Source organism: Streptomyces sp. NPDC047706 (assembly GCF_043204795.1).
Classification (GTDB): Bacteria; Actinomycetota; Actinomycetes; order Streptomycetales; family Streptomycetaceae; genus Streptomyces.
This window is the reverse complement of record NZ_JBIDCW010000005.1, coordinates 139898-158942: the sequence shown is the minus strand read 5'-3', so window position 1 is coordinate 158942 and position 19045 is coordinate 139898. Positions and strand designations below refer to the sequence as shown.

The window sequence follows — 19045 nt, the reverse complement described above, 5'->3', positions numbered from 1 at the left end:
TCTCCGCCCGTCACAACGGCGGCCGGTCCGGATGCGGGCCGGCCGCCGTCTTGTCAACTTGGGTTGACAAGCATCGTCTGTCAACCTAAGTTGACACCATGACCGATGCCACGGAACTCGCCGAGCGAGCCGGTGACCGCGATCCGCGGGTGGGGCTGCGCGCCGTCGCCGCGCTGCGGAGACTGCTGGAGCAGTTGGAGGCCGTGCAGGTGCGCAGTGCGCGCCATCAGGGCTGGTCGTGGCAGGAGATCGCCGCGGAACTCGGTGTGAGCAGGCAGGCCGTGCACAAGAAGTACGGGAGGCGATGATGTTCGAGCGGTTCACGAGGGATGCGCGGGCCGTGGTGAAGGGCGCCGTCGAGCACTGCGAGGTGGCGGGGGCGCAGACCGTCGACGCGGAGCACCTGCTCCTCGCCCTGTTCGACCGCGGGACCGGCCGGGGCTCGTTCGCGCTGGCGGCGCTCGGGCTGGACCGGAGCCGGGATGCGGTCGTGCGGGCACTGGAAGAGGCTCGCCGGCGTGCCGGTCTGTCGCAGGCCGATACCGACGCGCTGGCCGGGCTCGGGATCGACGTCTCGGAGATCGTCTCGCGGGTGGAGGAGGCGCACGGTGTGGGAGCGATGGCCGGTGACCGGGAGGACCGGGGGTGGTGGAGCGGGCGGCGCACCTTCAGCCGCGGCGCCAAGGACGTGCTGGAGAAGTCCCTGCGCATCGCCGTCGCCCGCCGTGAACGGACCATCGGCGACGAGCACATCCTCCTCGCCCTGACGGCCCACCCGGGCGTCCCCGCCGAGGTGCTCGCCGAACACGGCGTCACGTACGAGTCGGTGACGCGCGTGATCGGCGGCGGAGAGGCCAGGGCGGGCTGAACCGGTGGCGCCGCCGCCCGCGACCGCGGTGCCGCCCGGCCGCAGCGCAGCGGGGCCGCGGGGATGGTGTCGGTGGCGGGTCCTACGGTGGGCGGGGTCGACGTCGTTTCCGGACGTCCTGTTGCCGAGGAGCTGCCATGACCGTGTCCGAGCCGGTGCCGCTCGCCTTCGTGCCGACGGCGGGTGCCGTACGAGAGGCGGTGACGAAGGCCGGGGGCCAGCCGGTGTGGCTGGCGGAGCCGCAGTGGCCGTTGTCGCGCGCGACCGGCGAACCCATGGAGTTCCTCGGGCAGTTCGCCCTGGGGGGCGGACGTCTGGCCTATCTCTTCATGTCGGGCGACGAGGACGACTTCGTCGACGGCACCTATGAGCCGGAGGCCGGTGAGAACGCGCTCGTGATCCAGCCCGGCGGCCGTATACCCGACTTCGTGACGGTGGACGGCCGGGCCGAGGGGCCGAGCGCGGGCGCCGACCATCTGCCGTGCGCGGCCGAAGAGGCTGATGGCGAAGAGGGGGACGACGGGCGGCCCTTTCAGTTCCTCGGCGGACCCGGCATCGAACCGAACTGGCTCCAGGGCGAGGAGCAGCCCGGTGACGGCTGGCGTCTCGTCGCCCAGCTGGATTCCTGCGACCTCCCCTTCGACGTCAACTTCGGCGACGCGGGTGTCGGGTACGCCTTCGTCTCGCCAGACGGCAAGGAGGGCCGCTTCCTCTGGCAGTGCTGCTGACCTCCGGGAGCAAGGCTGACGGTTCTCCTGGTCGTCATCGGCGCCGCGCGGTACGTACCTCGCGGCGCCGGTAGGCCTCTACGCCTTCGGTGCCCGCAGCAGCGCTCCGATCTGCGCCGCCGCCGTCGACAAATGACGCCGCGCGTCACGGAGCTGGTCCGGCGTCACCCCATGGTCGCGGGCCGCGTCGCGGATGTCGTCGCGGAAGCGGTCGAGGAGCCGGTCCAGGTCGCGGGCCGGGTCGTCGCCGGCGGAGTCCTCGTGGGCCCAGGCCGGCTGGTGTTCGGCCGGGAAGTCCTCCGGAGTCGTCGAGTACTCCGGGGCCGGCCTCGCCGCTCCACCGCGCCCGAAGCCGAGGTCCTTGCCGAACTCCTTGCCGAAGTCCTTGCCGAACTCGCCGAACTCCTTGGCGAGTTCCGTCAGCCCCTCGCGCAGCCCCGTCGGCCAGTCACCCCGCGCGAAGTGGTCCTGTACCTGCTCCTGCACCTTCCGGGCGATGCGCTGCATCTCCTCCTGGGCCTGCTCCCGGGCCCGCTCCTGCGCCTCGTTGGCCTGGCGCCGCGCCCGCTGGGCCTCCTCGCGGGCCCGGCGGCTCTCGTCCTTGGCGCGCCGGGCCTGCTCCTTCCATTCCTGCTTGACCCGCCGCATCTCCTCCTTCGCGGCGCGCCAGGCCTCCTTGTCGGTGTGATCGGTGAACTCCCCGGCCTCACCACCCGCCGTGCCGTTCCGGCGGGCCGCGGTCGCCGCCGCCCGCATCTCGCGCCGCAGATCGCCTGCCGCGCCCCGCACATCGGCACGGATCTCGGCGGCCAGCTCCGCCACCGACTCGCGGATCTCCAGCTCCAGGTCGGCCAGTTCACCACTGCGATCGGCCAGCTCGGCGCGTCCGGCGTCCGTGATGGCGTACACCTTGCGGCCGCCCTCGGTGGTGTGGGTGACCAGGCCCTCGGCCTCCAGCTTCGCCAGGCGGGGGTAGACGGTGCCCGCCGACGGGGCGTACAGCCCCTGGAAGCGTTCCTCCAGGAGGCGGATCACCTCGTAGCCGTGTCGCGGGGCCTCGTCGAGCAGCTTCAGCAGGTAGAGGCGGAGACGGCCGTGAGCGAAGACGGGGGGCATGTCAGAGCACCTTCTTGTCGGTCGTGCCATCGGCCGGGGCGCTGGTCGGCTGCACAGCCTCGCCCGGACCGGAATCCGGATTCTCCCCCGCTGCGTCGTGCCGCTCGTCCGCCGGGGCGGGCCACGGTCCGTCGTCCTCCACGGGCGGGCGGCGCAGCAGGGCGATGGAGCCCGAGACGGTCGTGGCCTTCAGCCGGCCGTTGCCCGCGCCGAGGCGGCCGGTGATGCGCTTGGCGCCCCACTGGCCGGTGACGCGGAGGTCCTCGAAGGCGTTGGAGACGGCCCCACTCGCGGTGTTGGCCTCCACCTCCGCGTCCGCGGGATGCGGGAGGCGGATCGCGATCTCGCCCGAGACGCTGGTCAGGCTGATGTCGCTGGGGCCGCCGGTCGGATCTATGTCGACGATCATCGAGCCGCTGACCGAGTCGGCCTTGACGGAGGAGCCGGCGCCCTCGACCACGGTCAGGTCGCCGGAGACGGAGTTGAACCGCAGGCCGCCGCTGAGCGCCTGGGCCTCCACGCTCCCGGAGACGGTGTCCGCGCGGACCGGTCCCGCGAGCCCGACGAGAGTGGTGTCCCCGGAGACGCCCTTGACCTCGGTGTGCCTCTCGATCCCGGAGATCACGGCGGCGGCGCTGACGGCGCCGACCTCCACGCGGGTGCCCGCGGGGACCGCCAGAGAGACCTCCGCGCTGCGGCGCCAGCCCTTGCGGTCGAGCCACTTGAGGAAGCCCTTCCAGGGCAGGTCCTCGTACGCCACCGTCAGCGTGCCGCCCTGCTGGGTGACGATCAGGGGCGGCCCCTCGATCCTGCCGATCTCCAGACGGGCGGAACCCTCGTCGGTGCCCACCACGTTCACCGTTCCGTTGACGATGCGGACGTGGAGCTCCCTCACGGGCTCGTCGAAGGTGAGCTTCCTCGGCTCGGCGACGGACCACTCGGGCATGGTGCTGACCTCCTCGAACCTGCCTGACCGCACACGGGAAGGGGCGGGCAGACCTCGACACGCCATATCGCGTCTTCCGTGATTCACGATATATCGTGGACCCGGGAAGTCAAGGCACTCTTTCCGGTGACCCGGTGCCGCTACGCGTCCCGCGAAGCGGGGCAAATTCGGACACATGCCCTACCGTGTGGGCATGCCGACGGAAGACCCCCAGGCCGGACCGCGCGCGTCAGACGCGCCCTCCACCGGCGCCCTGCTCCTCTGCCGGGCGGCCCCCGACGCCGTCGCCCCCGTCGCCCAGCTGCTCCGCGAGCGCATGGCCCTCGCCGGCGCCGGACACGACTGGAGCGTCCTCGTTCCCGAGGGCGGCCCCTGGCTGCGGGGTGCCGAACCCGTCGACCGCGTTCTCACCGGCTGGGCCACCGCCCTCGCCGTCGGCGCGCCCTGGCCCGCGCTCGCCCTGTGGTGGGACCCGCACCGCGCGGGCCTCGCCCTGGCCTGCGGCTTCCGTCGCCCTGTCGGCTACGACTGGCTGGCCGACGGCACCCCCGCGGGCGAGGACGAGGCCATGCGCACCTTCGCCGCCCGCCTGGACCTCGACACACTCCCCGGCGCGCAGGCCCTGGGCCGCCTCACGCAGCCGGACGCCGCCACCGACGCCCTCGGCCGCCTGCGCGCTCTGCTCGGACTCCTCACGCGCGCGGGCGTCGCACTGCCGCCCGGCCTCACCCCGGGTGCCGCGACGAGCCACCTCCTCGGCGCGGTCCAGGCCTCGCCGGGCACCCGCACCATCGAGGGGCCGGGGCGAGGCGGGACGGCTGCCGAGGCCGTCGCCGACGGTGGCCGCCTGATCGCCTGCCTGCCGTGGTCGGGCGACCCCAGGGCCAGTGCCCTCGCTCTCGCCCAGGTGGCCGCCGGTGTCCCGCTCACCGCCTGGGGCGTACGCCGCCACAGCCCCGGCTGGACCACCGCGGGCCTGCTGCTCCTCGCCCACGGCGGGCTGAGCCTGACGTACAACCTGGCCCACCCGCGCGACTGACGGCACGTCTCCGGCCGGGGAACCGACAGGCGCCCGCGGGCTACGCAGGTCCCCGCCCCGGCCACGGGCCCCAGATCGGCACCCCTGCCGCCCACGGGGCCTCCGGTGTCCGCCCTGTACCGGTCACGGGCCTGAAGCCGGCACACCCTCCCCGCCCCCACCGGCCGGGTCCGCCCCGCCCCGGCCGCAGGTTTCAGGTCGCCGCCCCGTGTCCGCCGCGGCCCCGAGGTGTTCGCCCCGCCCCGGCCGCAGGCCTCAGGTCGCCGCCCCGTCGGCGGGCCCCCGGCCGAGCCCTCGGCGCGGAGTCGTTCCGCCGGGCCCGTGCCCACACCCTTCCCGCCCCCACCGGCCGGGTCCGCCCCGCCCCTGCGCCCCGCCCCTACTCCTCGTCCTCGTCGTCCAGTCGCGCCAGCCATGTCGCCAGGCGTTCCACGGGCACCTCGAAGTCCGGGTTCAGGTCGACGAACGTGCGCAGTTGCTCGGCGAGCCACTCGAAGGTGACCTCCTCCTCGCCGCGCCGCTTCTCCAGCTCTTCGATGCCTCGGTCGGTGAAGTACATGCCTTCAGAATATGCGCCACCTGGCGAGTTAACGGCCTCCCCCGGGAGCGGTGCGGAAGGCTAGCCTCGTCGCACTCCAAGGGTGCGCCGGCTGTGGCCGGTTGGACGCAACGCAAGCTCGACGGGGGAACGCCGTGAGTCACATCCAGGACATCGAACTGCCCAACGGCATGGTGGTCACCGCCCGGGTCGGGAGCGCGGACGCCTACGGCGACCAGGAGGACGTCGGCTTCACGGACACCGTGCGGGCCAAGGTCGAACAACTGCACGAACTGATCACCGGTGTAGGCGCCACGGTGCTCGACGCCGCACGCGCCGCCGGACCCACCGAGGCCGCCATCACCTTCGGAGTGGAGCTGACCGCCAAGGAGGGTCTGGCCGTCGCCGTCCTCGCCCGGGGAGAGGCCAAGGCCTCACTCCAGGTCACCCTCACCTGGCAGCTCGACCGGCCGGCCGACACCCGTCAGGGACCCACCGGCGCATGACCGGGCCCAGCGAACGCCTGCACGCCCTGGCCACGGCCGCCACCGTGCACCTGCTCCCGGCCGGCGGAGAGGACAAGCCCCTGTGGGGCAGCGGCTTCTTCGTGGCCCCGGGCTGGGTGCTGACGGCGGCCCATGTGCTGCGCCAGCACCTGAGGGCGGACCGGGAGCTGGCCTTCCGGGTGCGGGGCGAGGGGATCGACGCCGCGGCGCGGCTGGCGGAGTGGCTGCTCACCGACCCCGACCGGCCCGTCGTACCGCTCGACGAGGACCTCGCGCTGGTGCGGCTGCTGGGCGACGCGGACGAGCAGCCCCACGAGTGTGTGTGGCTCGCCGACCGGGCCGTACGGCATTCCGGTCCCGTCAGGGTGTACGGCTACTACCCCGAACCTCCGCACACCCGCGCCCGCGCCGTGGACGCCGAGATCAACGGCCACGAGGACGAATACGGGCTGATCATCAGGCCCGACGTCGACTTCCCGGCCGGGGTCTCCGGCGGCCCGCTGCTCGACCCGGCCACCGGGGCCGTGGTGGGCCTGGTCAAGTCGCGGCGCAGGCAGCAGGACGGCGGCAAGGCGGTCGCGATCGCGGCGCTGCGCCGGTTCGGCGAGACCTACCGTGCCGTCGTCGCGGCCCACGACCGGTGGCACGGCACGGAGCCGGTCTCCGAGAGCGGGGACAACTGGATCGACCAGCAGTCCGGCCCGGTGGCCGACGCCGGCGCGGGGTGGACGCCGGCGGATCGCCGGGAGGCGCTGAGCCTGCTGGCCACGCTGCCCGCGCCACCGGACGCGCCCACCGTGGAGGCGCTCGCGACCCGGGCCCGCAGCGGCACCAGGCTGCCGGGCCCGCCGCCCGACCTGCGGACCTGGCGCGACGGCTACGGGCTGCTCTACGAGGGCGCGCACCCGCTCGACCCGCTCGCGTTCCTGCGTTACCTGCGGTTCGTCGACGCCTACGTGCGGGCCCGGGGTGAACCGTGCGCCCCGCTCGGCGCCTGGATCGAGCGGCGGCTGCGCCGCGATCCGCGCCGTGAGATGCACGCCTTCGTCCGTGACGTGCAACTCCCGGACGAGCTGGGCGCCGCCCCGGCTGAGCGGGCAGGGCGCGTCGTGATCCCGTATCCCGGCCCCGGCGAGGGCCCCACGGTCGCCGTCCTGCTCGACCCGGTGATCGGCTCGGAGCCCACCCGCTTCTTCTGGCAGATCTGGCTCGACGACGGCGACGGCACGGGTGATCCCGAGCTGCACGAGACCGACGACTCCGTGCACGGCCGGCTGCCCGGCGAACTCGTCCAGGCGCTGCGCAGGCCGCTCGGCGACCTGTTGCGCGCCAAGGACCGCAGGGACCGTCCGGTGCCGCTCGAAGTCGCCCTGCCCGCCGAGCACTTCGACATCGCGGTGCACCGCTGGCGGTTCGACGACATCGCCCAGCTCGACGACGCCGGGCACCTCGGGGCGCGCCGCCGGGTGGTACTGCGCTCCCTCGCGCGCCGGGGAGATCCGGACAAACTGTGGACCGACCGCTGGCAGGCCATGACCGCCCGGCAGCGCTTCGTCTCCTGGCGCACTCCGCAGCGCGGCGTCGTGACGACCGGCCGCGGCTACCGGGAGGCGGCCGTCGACCGCGTCCCCGTGATGTGCCGCCCCGCGGGCCGCGGTCCGGGGCGGGCCGCGCTGAAGCTCGCCCTGGAGAACGGGCACGGCGTCGCCCTGTGGCACATCGACGGCCATGCCACCCGCACCTGCGCAGAGGACTGCGACACCCTCCACGCCAAGGCGCAGGAACTGCTCGGCACCCTCGGTTCGCTGGCCGAACTCCCCGACCGGCTGAGGCATCTGAGGCAGGACATCAGCGAGCGGCGCGCCGGCCACACCTGGGCCGAACCGCTCGCGCTGCTCTATGACGACCCGCGCAGGCCGCTCCCGGCCGAGGAGACCGAAACCCTGGACGCGCCGCTGTGAGCACCCCGCCCGCCCGCGCCGCCGGCCGAAGGGCCCATCGTGGCGGGCGGCCGAAAAGATCGGTGCCGGGGGCCGGGCGTGGGTACATTTCCAGGGGCCCGTTGTGGGTGCGCGACGCCCCCGTCAGCCAGGACGTGGACCACCACCGACCGTCGACGAGGAGCGCAGCATGAGCGAGTGGTTCGTCTACCACGGCGACGGGCGTCCGGATCCGGACAGGATCGACCGGCTGCCCGGCCCGCCGCCGTGGCGTGCGTTCGACGCCCCGGTCGTGCCGTACGACGTCCCGGCCCTCGACTCCGCCACCCACCGCAGGCTGGGCGGCGACACCGCTCCGCTGCCGATCCAGGACTCCGGCACCCTCGAACTCGTCAACGCCGCCCTGTACCTGAGGCGCCCCCTGCTGGTCACCGGCGAGCCGGGAGTCGGCAAGTCGACGCTCGCGCACTCCGTCGCCCACGAACTCGGCCTCGGCCGGGTCCTGGAGTGGCCCATCGTGAGCCGCAGCGAGCTGCGGGACGGCCTCTACACGTACGACGCCATCGGCCGGCTCCAGGACGCCCAGCTCAGGCGGGCCGCCGAGAACCCCGCGCCGCGCCTGCGCCGCCGGAGTGCCCTCGCACCGGAGTCCGAGGACATCGGCCGGTACATCAAGCTCGGCCCGCTCGGCACCGCGCTGCTCGCCGCCGACCGCCCCCGGGTGCTCCTCATCGACGAGCTGGACAAGAGCGACATCGACCTGCCGAACGACCTGCTCCACGTGCTGGAGGAGGGCAGGTTCCCGATCCCCGAGCTGGAGCGGATCGCCGACCGGACGCCGGTGGTGCGGGTGCTCACCGACGACGGACGCAAGGTCGAGGTGACGGAGGGGCAGGTGCGCTGCCGCGCGTTCCCGTTCGTCGTCATGACCAGCAACCGCGAACGCGAGTTCCCCGCCCCGCTGCTGCGCCGCTGCATCCCGCTGGACCTCAAGGCGCCCCGCGACGAACGCCTGGCCGCGCTGGTCCAGGCGCACTTCGGCCAGGACGCCCACGAGGCCCACCACGACATCGTCGACCAGTTCACGGAGGCCGAGGCGGACGGTGCGCTGCGCCCCACCGACCAGCTGCTCAACGCCATCTTCCTGGCCCAGCACGCCGCCCGGGACGCGGTGCGGCGCGAGGAGATCGCGGAGCTGCTGATGCAGCCCCTGGACCGCGGGCCCAGGTAGCCGATGTCCGCGCGGGTCCCCGGCGTCCCGGCCGGCGCCGGGAGCGACGCGCTCGCGGCGCTGGTCGCGCGCCTGCGCGACGCGGGCGTCGCCCCCGACGTCGAGGAGCTCGCGGACGCCCTGTGGCTGGCCCGTCACCTGCCCGGCGCCGACCGGAAGCGGGATCCCGCCTCCGCCGTCCCGCCGTACGCCGCACCCGCACCCGCGGCCGGCGCGGACCGGATGTCCGCGTGGGCGGGGGCGTACGGCACCGCCACCGCCGGCGGCCCCGAACGGCAGCCCGACGGCGCCCGGCTGTTCGCCCCCGTCCCCGCCGGCGACTCCGCCGGCATCCGGACGGCACCCGTGAGCGTGCCCGCGGCACCGGTGCTGCCCGAACCCCTCGCCCTGCAACGCGGACTACGTCCCCTCCAGCGCTATCGCGCACCCGTACGCCCCGTGCCGCGCACCCTCGACGAAGGCGCCACCGCCGAACAGGCCGCCGAGTCCGGGATCGTGCTGCCCGTGCTGCGCACCGAGCGGCGCCGCGAGGCACGGCTGCTGCTCGTGATGGACGTCTCCACCTCCACCGTCGTGTGGCAGCAGGTGCTCGACGAACTGCGGCAGGTCTGTGAACGGGCCGGAGCCTTCCGCGAGGTACGGGTGCAGTACCTCCACGAGGCGCCCGGCGGGCTGCCCGGCTATGCCGCCGTCCCCGAGCGCGCCGGCCCGCTGCACGCCCCCGAGCAGCTCAGCGACCCGACCGGACGGCGTCTGACCCTCGTCCTCAGCGACTGCGCGGGCCCCATGTGGCGCAGCGGCCGGATGCAGCGGCTGCTGCACCGCTGGGCGTCGACCGCGCCCGTCGCCGTGATCCAGCCACTGCCGCAACGGATGTGGATGCGCACCCATCTGCCGGCCAGGCGCGGCATGCTGCGCCGGCGCGAAGGGCCCGCGGGAACGCTGGAGTTCCGGCCGGACAAGGGGCGCGTCGAGCGGGGCGCCCTGCCCGTCCCCGTGCTGGCGCTGCGCCGGGGCTCGGTGGAGGGCTGGGCCCGGCTGGTGTCGGGAACCACGGGGCAGTCGCTGGCCGCGGCGGCCGGCTGGGTGCACGCCGACCACCCCGAGTCCCGTGCGCCGGTGCGGGCCACGGAGGACGTCGGCGGCACCGACCGCGTCCGGGCCTTCTGGCGGGCCGCCTCCCCGGAGGCCCGCCGGCTCGCCGTGTATCTGTCGGCGGTGCCGCTGTACCTGCCGGTCATGCAGCTCGTCCAGCACGCCATGCTCGCCGGCAGCGGCCCCGAGGCGCTGTCCGAGGTGCTGCTCGGCGGGCTGCTCAGGCGCCGCGAGGACGCGGACGACCCGCGGGCCGTGCGCTACGACTTCCTGCCGGGTGTCGCGGTCGAGCTGCGGTCGCGGCTCACCCTGGACGAGGCCCAGCTCCTGTTCAAGCACTGCTCCGAGTACGTCGACCGGAAGTTCGGGCGCAGCGCCCGCAACTTCCCGGCCCTGGCCGGGGCGTTCCTGCGCGGTGCGGTGGACCCGGACGTGCAGGGGCCGCCCGTCGGGCCGGTCGAGGACGAACCGTCCGCGCTACGGGCGTTCGCCGAGGTGTCGGCCGCGGTCCTGCGGGACCTCGGGGCGCGGATCCCGGCGGCCCCCAAGCGCCCGGAACTCACCGCCGGAGAGCTCCTCGGCAAGGGCAGGAAGGCCATACGCCGGTTCGAGGGCGAGGGCCTCACCCGCGAACTGGACGCCGCCATCCGGTATCTGCACCAGGCGGTGGAGGCCTCGGCACAGGCCCCGCAGCGGCTGTCCGCCGCCGAGGAACTGGCCAACGCCCTGCTGGTGCGCTGGCGGGTGCGGCGAGTGGGCGACGACCTGCGCGACGCCTGGGAGGCGATCAGGGCCCCGGACCGCCTCGGTGCCTCCGGAAGCCTCACCCGGGGCCTGGTGTGCTGGGCGCTCGCCGGTGAGCTGAGCGGCCGCGGCCTCGACTTCGAGGGCGTCCCGCCCGGACTGCGGGAGTGGGCGCGCGGCGCGGCGGACGGCCGGTACCGGGCCGAGGAGTTCGCACGTGCCGTGCTGCTGTACGTGGCCGACCGGGACCTGTCCCTGGCGATGGGCGGGGCGGGCTCCTGCCCCGAGGGCCTGAACGGCCCTCGGACCGCCGCGGCGGCCCTGCCGTACGTGCGCCGGGCCGTCGCGGAGGCGGGCGCGGAGCACCCCGGGGCGGACGGGCCGTACCGGGCGCCCGACGCCGAGCAGTGGTACCTCGCACACCTGCACCGGGCCGTCGACGCGGCCGACGTACGGCTGGCGTTCCCCAGCCGGGAGCGCGCGCAGGTCGTACGGGGGCAGCTGCTGCTGGACCTGGCGCGGCAGTACGCCGGCGACGGGCGGGTGCGCACGGTCCGGCCGCTGCCCGAGCGGGCCGCCGAGCTGGCGGTGCGCGCCATGGACGACTTCCGGGTCGCGGCCCGCGGCAGACGTGACCTGTCGGACGAGGAGCGCTGCAGGGCCTGGCTGGCGGTGGCGTCCGCCTGCGAGCTCGCCCGGCCGGAGGACGACGAGGACCGGGAGCGGCACACGCTGTACGCCGTGGACCAGGCGCTCCGGGCCGCCGGAGAGGACCTGGCACTGCGGCGCGAGTGCTACGCGCGGGCGGCGCGCATCTACCGTGGGGTCTACGACAGGACCCGTGACGACGAGCAGCTGGACCGCGCGGTGGAGGCCTGGGCGCAGGCCGAACGGCTGCTGGACGACGACGATCCGGGCCGGGCCGGGCTGTTGTACGACTACGGCACGGCCCTGACGGACAGGAGCACGGCGCGCGGGTCGGCCGACGACGCCGTGCGGGCCGTCACCCTGCTGCGCACCGCCCTGCAGGAGACCCCGCCGGGCGATGCCGCCGTCCCGTTCCGGTGGGCCGGTCTCGCGCAGGCCCACCTCAGGCGCTACACGATCCAGCACGTGCCGTCCGACCTCCACGAGGCGGAGTGGACGATGGGCGAGGCCGTCCGCGGCTCGGAGGACCCCGCATTCCTCGCGCGCTGCTGGATGATCAGGGCCTCGATGCTCGCCCTCCTGCACGTCGAGGCGGAGGGCCCCAGCTATCTGGACCGGGCGATCGAGGCCTACGGGCACACCGCCGAGCACGCGAGGAAGGCGGGCCTGCACGAGGAGCTGGCCGAGGCACTGGAGGAACGTGCCCGCCTCGCCGGGCGCGCCGAGGACACCACCCGCCGGGTACGGCGAAGGGCCCTGCCCCCGGGGTCGTGAACCCCGGGGGCAAGGCCCTGCTAGGCGCTCGTGGAGTGCCGTGAGCCGGAGCTCACCGGCTCACGCCTCGAACACCTCACGCACCAGCTGCTCCTGCTCCGCCTGGTGCCGCTTCGCGGAGCCCACGGCGGGGGACGAGCCGTGCGGACGCGAGATGCGGCGCAGGCGCTCGTCGTGCGGGACGTCCGCGCCGACCGCCAGGTCCAGGTGGTCGATCAGGTTGAGCGCGATGAACGGCCAGGCACCCTGGTTCGCCGGCTCCTCCTGGGCCCACAGGTACTTCTCGGCGTTCGGGTACTTCTTGATCTCCGCCTGGAGCTCGGTGCCGGGCAGCGGGTACAGCCGCTCGATGCGGATGATCGCCGTGTCCGTGACGCCGCGCTTGACCCGCTCGGCCTCCAGGTCGTAGTAGACCTTGCCCGCGCAGAAGACGACCTTCTTCACGGCGGCCGGGTCCACCGAATCGTCGCCGATGACCGGGCGGAAGCCGCCCGTGGTGAACTCCTCCGCCTTCGACGCGGCGGCCTTCAGGCGCAGCATCGACTTCGGGGTGAAGACGACCAGCGGCTTGTGGTGCGGGTTGTGCACCTGCCACCGCAGGAGGTGGAAGTAGTTCGACGGCGACGTGGGCATCGCGACCGTCATGTTGTTCTGGGCGCAGAGCTGGAGGAAGCGCTCCGGACGGGCGGACGAGTGGTCCGGGCCCTGGCCTTCGTAGCCGTGGGGGAGGAGCAGCGTCACGCCGCTGGTCTGGCCCCACTTCTGCTCCGCCGACGAGATGAACTCGTCCACGACGGTCTGCGCACCGTTGACGAAGTCGCCGAACTGAGCCTCCCACAGCACGAGTGCGTCGGGGCGGGCCAGCGAGTAGCCGTACTCGAAGCCCATCGCGGCGTACTCGGACAGCAGCGAGTTGTAGACGTTCAGACGTGCCTGGTCCTCCGACAGGTACTGCAGCGGCGTGTACTCCTCGCCGGTGCTGCGGTCGATGATGACCGCGTGCCGCTGCCCGAAGGTGCCGCGCTGGGAGTCCTGGCCGGCGAGCCGGACCGGGACACCCTCCAGCAGCAGCGAGCCGAAGGCGAGGGTCTCGCCCATGCCCCAGTCGATCGTGCCGTCCTCGACCATCGACGCCCGGCGCTGCAGCTGCGGCAGCAGACGCGGGTGGACGGTGATGTGGTCGGGGATGTTGACCTGGGACTCGGCGATCCGCTTGACGATCTCCGAGGAGACGGAGGTGTTCACGGCGACCGGGAACTCGGCCTGCGCGTCCGGGGTCTGGACCGTCGCCGGCTGCGAGGTGGCCTCGCGGACCTCGGTGAAGACCTTCTCCAGCTGGCCCTGGTAGTCCTGCAGGGCCTGCTCGGCCTCTTCCAGGGTGATGTCGCCGCGACCGATCAGGGACTCGGTGTAGAGCTTGCGCACCGAGCGCTTCTTGTCGATCAGGTCGTACATCAGCGGCTGCGTGAACGCCGGGTTGTCCGACTCGTTGTGACCGCGGCGGCGGTAGCAGATGAGGTCGATCACCACGTCCTTGTTGAACGCCTGGCGGAACTCGAAGGCCAGACGGGCGACACGCACGACGGCCTCGGGGTCGTCGCCGTTCACGTGGAAGATCGGCGCCTCGATCATGCGCGCCACGTCCGTCGCGTACATGGAGGAACGCGAGGACTCGGGCGCGGCGGTGAAGCCGACCTGGTTGTTGATGACCACGTGGACCGTGCCGCCGGTGCGGTAGCCCCGCAGCTGGGACATGTTCAGCGTCTCGGCCACCACGCCCTGGCCCGCGAAGGCCGCGTCGCCGTGGATCGCCACGGGCAGGACCGTGAAGTCCGTGCCGCCCTTGTTGATGATGTCCTGCTTGGCGCGGGCGATGCCCTCCAGGACCGGGTCGACCGCCTCCAGGTGCGAGGGGTTCGCGGCCAGCGAGACCGTGATCTGCTCGCCGTCCAGGCCCGTGAAGGTGCCCTGGGCGCCCAGGTGGTACTTCACGTCGCCGGAGCCGTGCATCGACTTCGGGTCGAGGTTGCCCTCGAACTCGCGGAAGATCTGGGCGTACGACTTGCCGACGATGTTGGCCAGCACGTTCAGCCGGCCGCGGTGGGCCATGCCGATGACGACCTCGTCCAGGCGGGACTCGGCCGCGCTGTCGATGACCGCGTCCAGCAGCGGGATGACGGACTCGCCGCCCTCCAGGGAGAAGCGCTTCTGGCCGACGTACTTCGTCTGCAGGAAGGTCTCGAAGGCCTCCGCGGCGTTCAGCCGGCGCAGGATGCGCAGCTGCTCCTCGCGCTCCGGCTTGGAGTGCGGGCGCTCGATGCGGTCCTGGATCCACTTGCGCTGCTTGGGGTCCTGGATGTGCATGAACTCGACGCCGGTGGTGCGGCAGTACGAGTCGCGCAGCACGCCGAGGATGTCGCGCAGCTTCATCAGGGACTTGCCCGAGAAGCCGCCGACCGCGAACTCGCGCTCCAGGTCCCACAGGGTGAGGCCGTGCTCGGTGATGTCCAGGTCGGGGTGCTTGCGCTGGCGGTACTCCAGCGGGTCGGTGTCCGCCATGACGTGGCCGCGGACCCGGTAGGAGTGGATCAGCTCGAAGACCCGGGCGGCCTTGGTGACGTCGTCGTCGTGCGAGGCGTCGATGTCCTTGAGCCAGCGGACCGGCTCGTAGGGGATGCGCAGCGCCTCGAAGATCTCGTCGTAGAAGTTGTTCTCGCCGAGCAGCAGGTTGGCGACCTGGCGCAGGAACTCGCCGGAGGCGGCGCCCTGGATCACCCGGTGGTCGTAGGTCGACGTGAGCGTCATGACCTTGGAGATGCCGAGCTTGTTCAGGGTGTCCTGGGAGGTGCCCTGGAACTCCGCCGGGTAGTCCATGGAGCCGACGCCCATGATCACCGACTGGCCGGGCATCAGGCGCGGCACCGAGTGGACGGTGCCGAGACCGCCCGGGTTGGTCAGGGAGACCGTCACGCCGGTGAAGTCGTCCATCGTCAGCTTGCCGTCACGGGCGCGGCGGACGATGTCCTCGTAGGCCTGCCAGAACTCGAAGAAGTTCAGCGTCTCGGCCTTCTTGATCGCCGCTACGACGAGCTGGCGGTCGCCGTTGGGCTTGACCAGGTCGATGGCGAGGCCGAGGTTGATGTGCGGCGGCTTGACCAGGGTCGGCTTGCCGTCCTTCTCGCCGAACGAGTGGTTCATCGCCGGCATGGCCTTGATGGCCTGCACCATCGCGTAGCCGATCAGGTGCGTGAAGGAGATCTTCCCGCCCCGGGCGCGCTTGAGGTGGTTGTTGATGACGATGCGGTTGTCGAACAGCAGCTTCACCGGGACCGCGCGGACCGAGGTGGCCGTCGGCAGCTCCAGCGAGGCGTTCATGTTCTTCGCGACGGCGGCGGCCGGGCCGCGCAGCGTGACCAGCTCGGGGCCGTCGGCGGGGCCGGCGGCGGGCTCGGCGGCCTTGGCCTTCGGCTGCTGCGGCTTGGCGGCGGCCGGGGCGGGAGCCGGGGCCGGGGCCTTGGGCTGCGCAGGGGCCGGGGCAGGAGCGGCCGCGGCGGGCTTCGGGGCGGCAGGCGCGGCCGGAGCGGCCTGGACGGGCGCCTGAGCGGCGCCGGTGGTCTCCGCGGCCCCCGCGGCCGCGGGGGCCGCAGGCGCCGGGGTGGCAGCCGCCCCCGGCTTGTAGTCGGCGAAGAAGTCCCACCAGGCGCGGTCTACCGAATTCGGGTCCTGGAGGTACTGCTGATAGATCTCGTCGACGAGCCACTCGTTCGGACCGAACGCGGCCGCGGGATTCTTGCCCGCTTGGTCTGCGTCGGTCGAGACACTCGATGCGTTACTGGGGGACTGTGGCGACACGGCGGCAACCGCCCTCTTCCGCTTCACAAGGTGATGGACAGCGGGAATCAAGGCTACGCCTCCATGACCGGGAAGGTGAGGCCGGGCCCGTTCAACGTCGTGCAAGTCACATCGAAGGGCGTGTTTCGGGGTTTGAAATGGCGGGAAACAAGCGTGGTTCCGGTGCGAAAGGGGTGCGGCGACCCGGGCCCGGCGCGTACGCGGCGCGGGCCTCTGCCTGATCACACGTGTCCTGCTGTGCGGACGCCCGTGGATCTTGCGGCTCCGCTTCGAACTTTACGTCAACTTGGCACAGAAGGCAGACCTGGAAGAGTGATGAGAATCCGGCAACCTCGCTCGGATTCGGCCACTCCGATCCGGCCGCCGTGCAGATCCACCGCCCAGCGGGCGATCGCCAGGCCGAGGCCGGTGCCGCCGTCGCTGCCGGGGCCGTGCGGCCGGCTGACCGCACCCCGGTTGAACCGCTCGAAGACGCGATGCCACTCGGAGCGGGGGATTCCCGGGCCCTCGTCCAGGACCTCCAGCTCCAGCGACTCCGGCAGCGAGCCGCGCCGGGCCTTCACCGTCACACGGCCGTGGGGCGGGCTGTGCTTGACCGCGTTGTCGATGAGGTTGGCGACGACCTGGTGGATCCGCTCCGGGTCGGCGTGCGCGGTCAGCTCCGGCGGGGAGACGTCGAGGTGCAGATGGACGTCCGTACGGGTGTGACTGCCCGACCCGGAGGCGATGGCCGCCCGGGCGGAGGCGACCATGTTGGCCTCCTTCAGCACCCCGGACAGGTACGGCCACACCTCGAACCGCCGCTGCTTCAGCGGTACGACGCCGTTGTCCAGGCGGGACAGGTCCAGCAGCGTCTCGACCAGCCGCCCCAGCCGCTCGGTCTGCTGCAGGGCCGTGCGCATGGTCTCGGGGTCGGCACGGGTGACGCCGTCCACGATGTTCTCCAGCACGGCGCGCAGACCCGCGATCGGGGTCCTCAGCTCGTGCGAGACGTTGGCCACCAGCTCCTTGCGCTGGCGGTCCTCGGCCTCCAGGTCGTCGGCCATGCGGTTGATGGTGACGGCCAGGTCGCCCAGCTCGTCCCAGCGGTTCTCCCGCACCCGGCGGGTGTAGTCGCCGTGCGAGATCGAGCGGGCCACCGCGTTCATCTCGTCCAGGGGGGAGGTGAGCGAGTGCGCCACGAACTGCGTTATCAGCAGTGTGGCGATCATCGAGAAGACCGTGATGAAGCGCAGCTCCGTCTCGGTGCGCAGGGCGATCATCATCAGGCCGGTGGTGATCAGCACCGAGATGACGACCAGCGCACCCAGCTTGGTCTTGATCGAGAACGGGCGTACGCCGCCCCAGGGTTCCCCGGGGCTCCTCCGTGCGGCCGGCCGCCCTTCGCTCATGGCGTCGGTGTCTCCAGCGCGTAGCCCACGCCGTGCACCGTACGGATCCGCTCGGCACCGATCTTCCGGCGCAGCGCCTTGATGTGGCTGTCGACGGTCCGGGTGCCGGAGGCGTCCGCCCAGTCCCACACCTCGGCCAGCAGCTGCTCGCGGGAGAGCACCGCGCGCGGGGTGTTCGCCAGGCATACGAGCAGGTCGAACTCGGTGGGCGTGAGGTGCACGTCCTCGCTGCGCACCCGGACCCGGCGCTGCGCGTGGTCGATCTCCAGCTCGCCGAGGCGCAGGATGCCGCTGCGGGGCGTGGCGGCCGCGACCGCGGCCCGCTCCACGCGGCGCAGCAGCACGTGCACGCGTGCGGCCAGCTCACGCATGGAGAAGGGCTTCGTCATGTAGTCGTCGGCGCCGACGCCGAGTCCCACCAGCATGTCGGTCTCGTCGTCGCGCGCGGTGAGCATCAGCACCGGCACCGGCCGCTGGGCCTGCACACGCCGGCAGACCTCCAGGCCGTCGAAGCCCGGCAGCATGATGTCGAGGATCAGCAGATCGGGCTGCCATGCCTCGGCGGTGTCGACGGCGGCCGGACCGTCACCGGCGGTCTGCACGAGGAATCCCTCGGCGCGCAGGCGGGCCGCGATGGCGTCGACGATCGTCGGGTCGTCCTCGACCACCAGAACCCGGCGCTGAGCGCCCGGGGTGGCCGCCGCAGTGCCGTTGTGGGAGGTGTGTGTCTGCTCCATCGCCCGCCCCTGAAGTGTGCTTTCCGGAATCCGTGGGGTGATCCCATGACTGCGATTGACGCTTGAATGATCGGCGTCAGGCAAGCAGAGTACGGGGAGTCGCCGCAGCTCGGCTATTCAGGTCGTACGCCGAGGTGCACGACGTCGGGAACGCCCCGGGCAACCGGGATCTCTTCGGTACGCACATGCCGGAAACCGGCATTCCGCAAGGTTCCTTCAAATTCCGGGGAAGGTTTCGCCGACCATACGGCGAGCACCCCGCCGGGCCTCAACACCCGTGCGCAGCCTGCGAGTCCGGCCTTCGAGTACAGCCCCGAGTTGGCCTCCGTGACGGTCCAGTCGGGCCCGTTGTCGATGTCCAGGCACAGTGCGTCGAACGTGTCGCAAGTCTCATTGACGTAATCGATCAGATCCGCTTCGACGATCCGGGTGCGCGGGTCGGCCAGGGCTTTGCCCGAGATGATGGAAAAGGGCCCCTCGCGGTGCCAGTCGATGACCGCGCGCTCCCGCTCGACCACCGTGATCCGGCCCCAACGCGGGTTGCCCGCGGCATGTGCGAGCGAGAATCCGACGCCGAGGCCGCCGATCAGCACGTGCGGGTCGGGACGGTCGCCGAGTGCGTCGCGCGCGGCGTCGACCAGCAGGCGTTCCGAACGTCCGTCGGAGGTGTCCATCAGGAAGCAGCCGTTGGCGATGATCTGGAGCAGCGCACCGTGCCGTCGCAGTACCACCTCGCCGTAGGGGCCGTCGCGACGGTCCAGGACTTCGGGGATGTCGTGGAGGGTGGGCATCCGTCCATCCTGGCACTCCTCTGACGGAATGTTGACGGAATCACGGAGACCGGGTGGACGGAGGGTTACGGACGGGCTCGCCGGATGCCCTCCTGTCCCGC

The 19045-nt window shown here is 72.7% G+C and carries 15 protein-coding genes; 8 read left to right on the top strand and 7 right to left on the bottom strand.

The genetic code is table 11. The features are described 5' to 3' along the window. Positions 1-98: 98 nt before the first annotated feature. The 3 genes from ACGF8A_RS07995 to ACGF8A_RS07985 all read left to right on the top strand — a co-directional run bounded on the left by ACGF8A_RS07995 (position 99) and on the right by ACGF8A_RS07985 (position 1596). The gene (locus ACGF8A_RS07995; RefSeq protein ID WP_393105425.1) at positions 99-308 is read left to right on the top strand and encodes a helix-turn-helix domain-containing protein; all 210 of its coding nucleotides are present in this window, start codon (positions 99-101) and stop codon (positions 306-308) included. After that, positions 308-868: a Clp protease N-terminal domain-containing protein gene (locus ACGF8A_RS07990; protein WP_393105707.1), complete on the top strand. Its 561-nt coding sequence runs from the start codon at positions 308-310 to the stop codon at positions 866-868. Before ACGF8A_RS07995 ends, ACGF8A_RS07990 begins: the two co-directional genes overlap by 1 nt. 137 nt (positions 869-1005) lie before the next feature. Beyond that, entirely contained in the window at positions 1006-1596 is a 591-nt protein-coding gene (locus ACGF8A_RS07985) for a hypothetical protein (protein ID WP_393105423.1), read from the top strand. A 78-nt stretch (positions 1597-1674) separates the two neighbouring features. Here the strand turns inward: ACGF8A_RS07985 and ACGF8A_RS07980 are convergent, their stop codons facing one another. Both ACGF8A_RS07980 and ACGF8A_RS07975 read right to left on the bottom strand, forming a co-directional pair. After that, entirely contained in the window at positions 1675-2712 is a 1038-nt protein-coding gene (locus tag ACGF8A_RS07980) for a helix-turn-helix transcriptional regulator (RefSeq protein WP_393105421.1), read from the bottom strand. A 1-nt stretch (position 2713) separates the two neighbouring features. After that, on the bottom strand, positions 2714-3658 hold the full coding sequence (locus ACGF8A_RS07975; RefSeq protein ID WP_393105419.1) for a DUF4097 domain-containing protein: 945 nt from the start codon (positions 3656-3658) through the stop codon (positions 2714-2716). Positions 3659-3851: 193 nt separating this feature from the next. Between ACGF8A_RS07975 and ACGF8A_RS07970 the strand changes: the two genes are divergently transcribed. Beyond that, entirely contained in the window at positions 3852-4697 is an 846-nt protein-coding gene (locus ACGF8A_RS07970; RefSeq protein WP_393105417.1) for a hypothetical protein, read from the top strand. A gap of 379 nt (positions 4698-5076) precedes the next feature. Here ACGF8A_RS07970 and ACGF8A_RS07965 read toward each other — a convergent pair whose 3' ends face one another. Then, positions 5077-5256: a DUF6104 family protein gene (locus ACGF8A_RS07965; protein ID WP_023586593.1), complete on the bottom strand. Its 180-nt coding sequence runs from the start codon at positions 5254-5256 to the stop codon at positions 5077-5079. Between the two features lie 134 nt (positions 5257-5390). Between ACGF8A_RS07965 and ACGF8A_RS07960 the strand changes: the two genes are divergently transcribed. The 4 genes from ACGF8A_RS07960 (at position 5391) to ACGF8A_RS07945 (ending at position 12173) form a co-directional block, all read left to right on the top strand. Further along, positions 5391-5741 (top strand): CU044_2847 family protein, encoded by a 351-nt coding sequence (locus ACGF8A_RS07960; RefSeq protein ID WP_393105415.1) that lies wholly within the window; start codon positions 5391-5393, stop codon positions 5739-5741. Continuing rightward, on the top strand, positions 5738-7702 hold the full coding sequence (locus ACGF8A_RS07955; RefSeq protein ID WP_393105413.1) for a trypsin-like peptidase domain-containing protein: 1965 nt from the start codon (positions 5738-5740) through the stop codon (positions 7700-7702). Before ACGF8A_RS07960 ends, ACGF8A_RS07955 begins: the two co-directional genes overlap by 4 nt. 169 nt (positions 7703-7871) lie before the next feature. Continuing rightward, positions 7872-8912: an AAA family ATPase gene (locus ACGF8A_RS07950; protein WP_393105411.1), complete on the top strand. Its 1041-nt coding sequence runs from the start codon at positions 7872-7874 to the stop codon at positions 8910-8912. A 3-nt stretch (positions 8913-8915) separates the two neighbouring features. Continuing rightward, positions 8916-12173, top strand: a complete 3258-nt coding sequence (locus ACGF8A_RS07945) for an SAV_2336 N-terminal domain-related protein (protein ID WP_393105409.1) — start codon at positions 8916-8918, stop codon at positions 12171-12173. Positions 12174-12233: 60 nt separating this feature from the next. On the opposite strand, the gene ACGF8A_RS07940 is transcribed toward ACGF8A_RS07945, so the two are convergent. The 4 genes from ACGF8A_RS07940 to ACGF8A_RS07925 all read right to left on the bottom strand — a co-directional run bounded on the left by ACGF8A_RS07940 (position 12234) and on the right by ACGF8A_RS07925 (position 18944). Then, entirely contained in the window at positions 12234-16025 is a 3792-nt protein-coding gene (locus ACGF8A_RS07940) for a multifunctional oxoglutarate decarboxylase/oxoglutarate dehydrogenase thiamine pyrophosphate-binding subunit/dihydrolipoyllysine-residue succinyltransferase subunit (protein WP_393105407.1), read from the bottom strand. Between the two features lie 281 nt (positions 16026-16306). Beyond that, positions 16307-17416, bottom strand: coding sequence for an ATP-binding protein (locus tag ACGF8A_RS07935; protein ID WP_393105405.1), 1110 nt, complete (start codon positions 17414-17416; stop codon positions 16307-16309). Further along, positions 17413-18153, bottom strand: a complete 741-nt coding sequence (locus ACGF8A_RS07930; protein ID WP_393105403.1) for a response regulator transcription factor — start codon at positions 18151-18153, stop codon at positions 17413-17415. Before ACGF8A_RS07930 ends, ACGF8A_RS07935 begins: the two co-directional genes overlap by 4 nt. A 113-nt stretch (positions 18154-18266) precedes the next feature. After that, the gene (locus ACGF8A_RS07925) at positions 18267-18944 is read right to left on the bottom strand and encodes a spermidine synthase (protein WP_393105401.1); all 678 of its coding nucleotides are present in this window, start codon (positions 18942-18944) and stop codon (positions 18267-18269) included. Between the last annotated feature and the right edge of the window lie 101 nt (positions 18945-19045).

Bases quoted from the DNA above. Each gene is read 5' to 3' on its own strand.
- ACGF8A_RS07995 (WP_393105425.1), top strand. From the start codon at position 99: ATGACCGATGCCACGGAACTCGCCGAGCGAGCCGGTGACCGCGATCCG.
- ACGF8A_RS07990 (WP_393105707.1), top strand. From the start codon at position 308: ATGTTCGAGCGGTTCACGAGGGATGCGCGGGCCGTGGTGAAGGGCGCC.
- ACGF8A_RS07985 (WP_393105423.1), top strand. From the start codon at position 1,006: ATGACCGTGTCCGAGCCGGTGCCGCTCGCCTTCGTGCCGACGGCGGGT.
- ACGF8A_RS07980 (WP_393105421.1), bottom strand. From the start codon at position 2,712: ATGCCCCCCGTCTTCGCTCACGGCCGTCTCCGCCTCTACCTGCTGAAG.
- ACGF8A_RS07975 (WP_393105419.1), bottom strand. From the start codon at position 3,658: ATGCCCGAGTGGTCCGTCGCCGAGCCGAGGAAGCTCACCTTCGACGAG.
- ACGF8A_RS07970 (WP_393105417.1), top strand. From the start codon at position 3,852: ATGCCGACGGAAGACCCCCAGGCCGGACCGCGCGCGTCAGACGCGCCC.
- ACGF8A_RS07965 (WP_023586593.1), bottom strand. From the start codon at position 5,256: ATGTACTTCACCGACCGAGGCATCGAAGAGCTGGAGAAGCGGCGCGGC.
- ACGF8A_RS07955 (WP_393105413.1), top strand. From the start codon at position 5,738: ATGACCGGGCCCAGCGAACGCCTGCACGCCCTGGCCACGGCCGCCACC.
- ACGF8A_RS07950 (WP_393105411.1), top strand. From the start codon at position 7,872: ATGAGCGAGTGGTTCGTCTACCACGGCGACGGGCGTCCGGATCCGGAC.
- ACGF8A_RS07945 (WP_393105409.1), top strand. From the start codon at position 8,916: ATGTCCGCGCGGGTCCCCGGCGTCCCGGCCGGCGCCGGGAGCGACGCG.
- ACGF8A_RS07935 (WP_393105405.1), bottom strand. From the start codon at position 17,416: ATGAGCGAAGGGCGGCCGGCCGCACGGAGGAGCCCCGGGGAACCCTGG.
- ACGF8A_RS07930 (WP_393105403.1), bottom strand. From the start codon at position 18,153: ATGGAGCAGACACACACCTCCCACAACGGCACTGCGGCGGCCACCCCG.
- ACGF8A_RS07925 (WP_393105401.1), bottom strand. From the start codon at position 18,944: ATGCCCACCCTCCACGACATCCCCGAAGTCCTGGACCGTCGCGACGGC.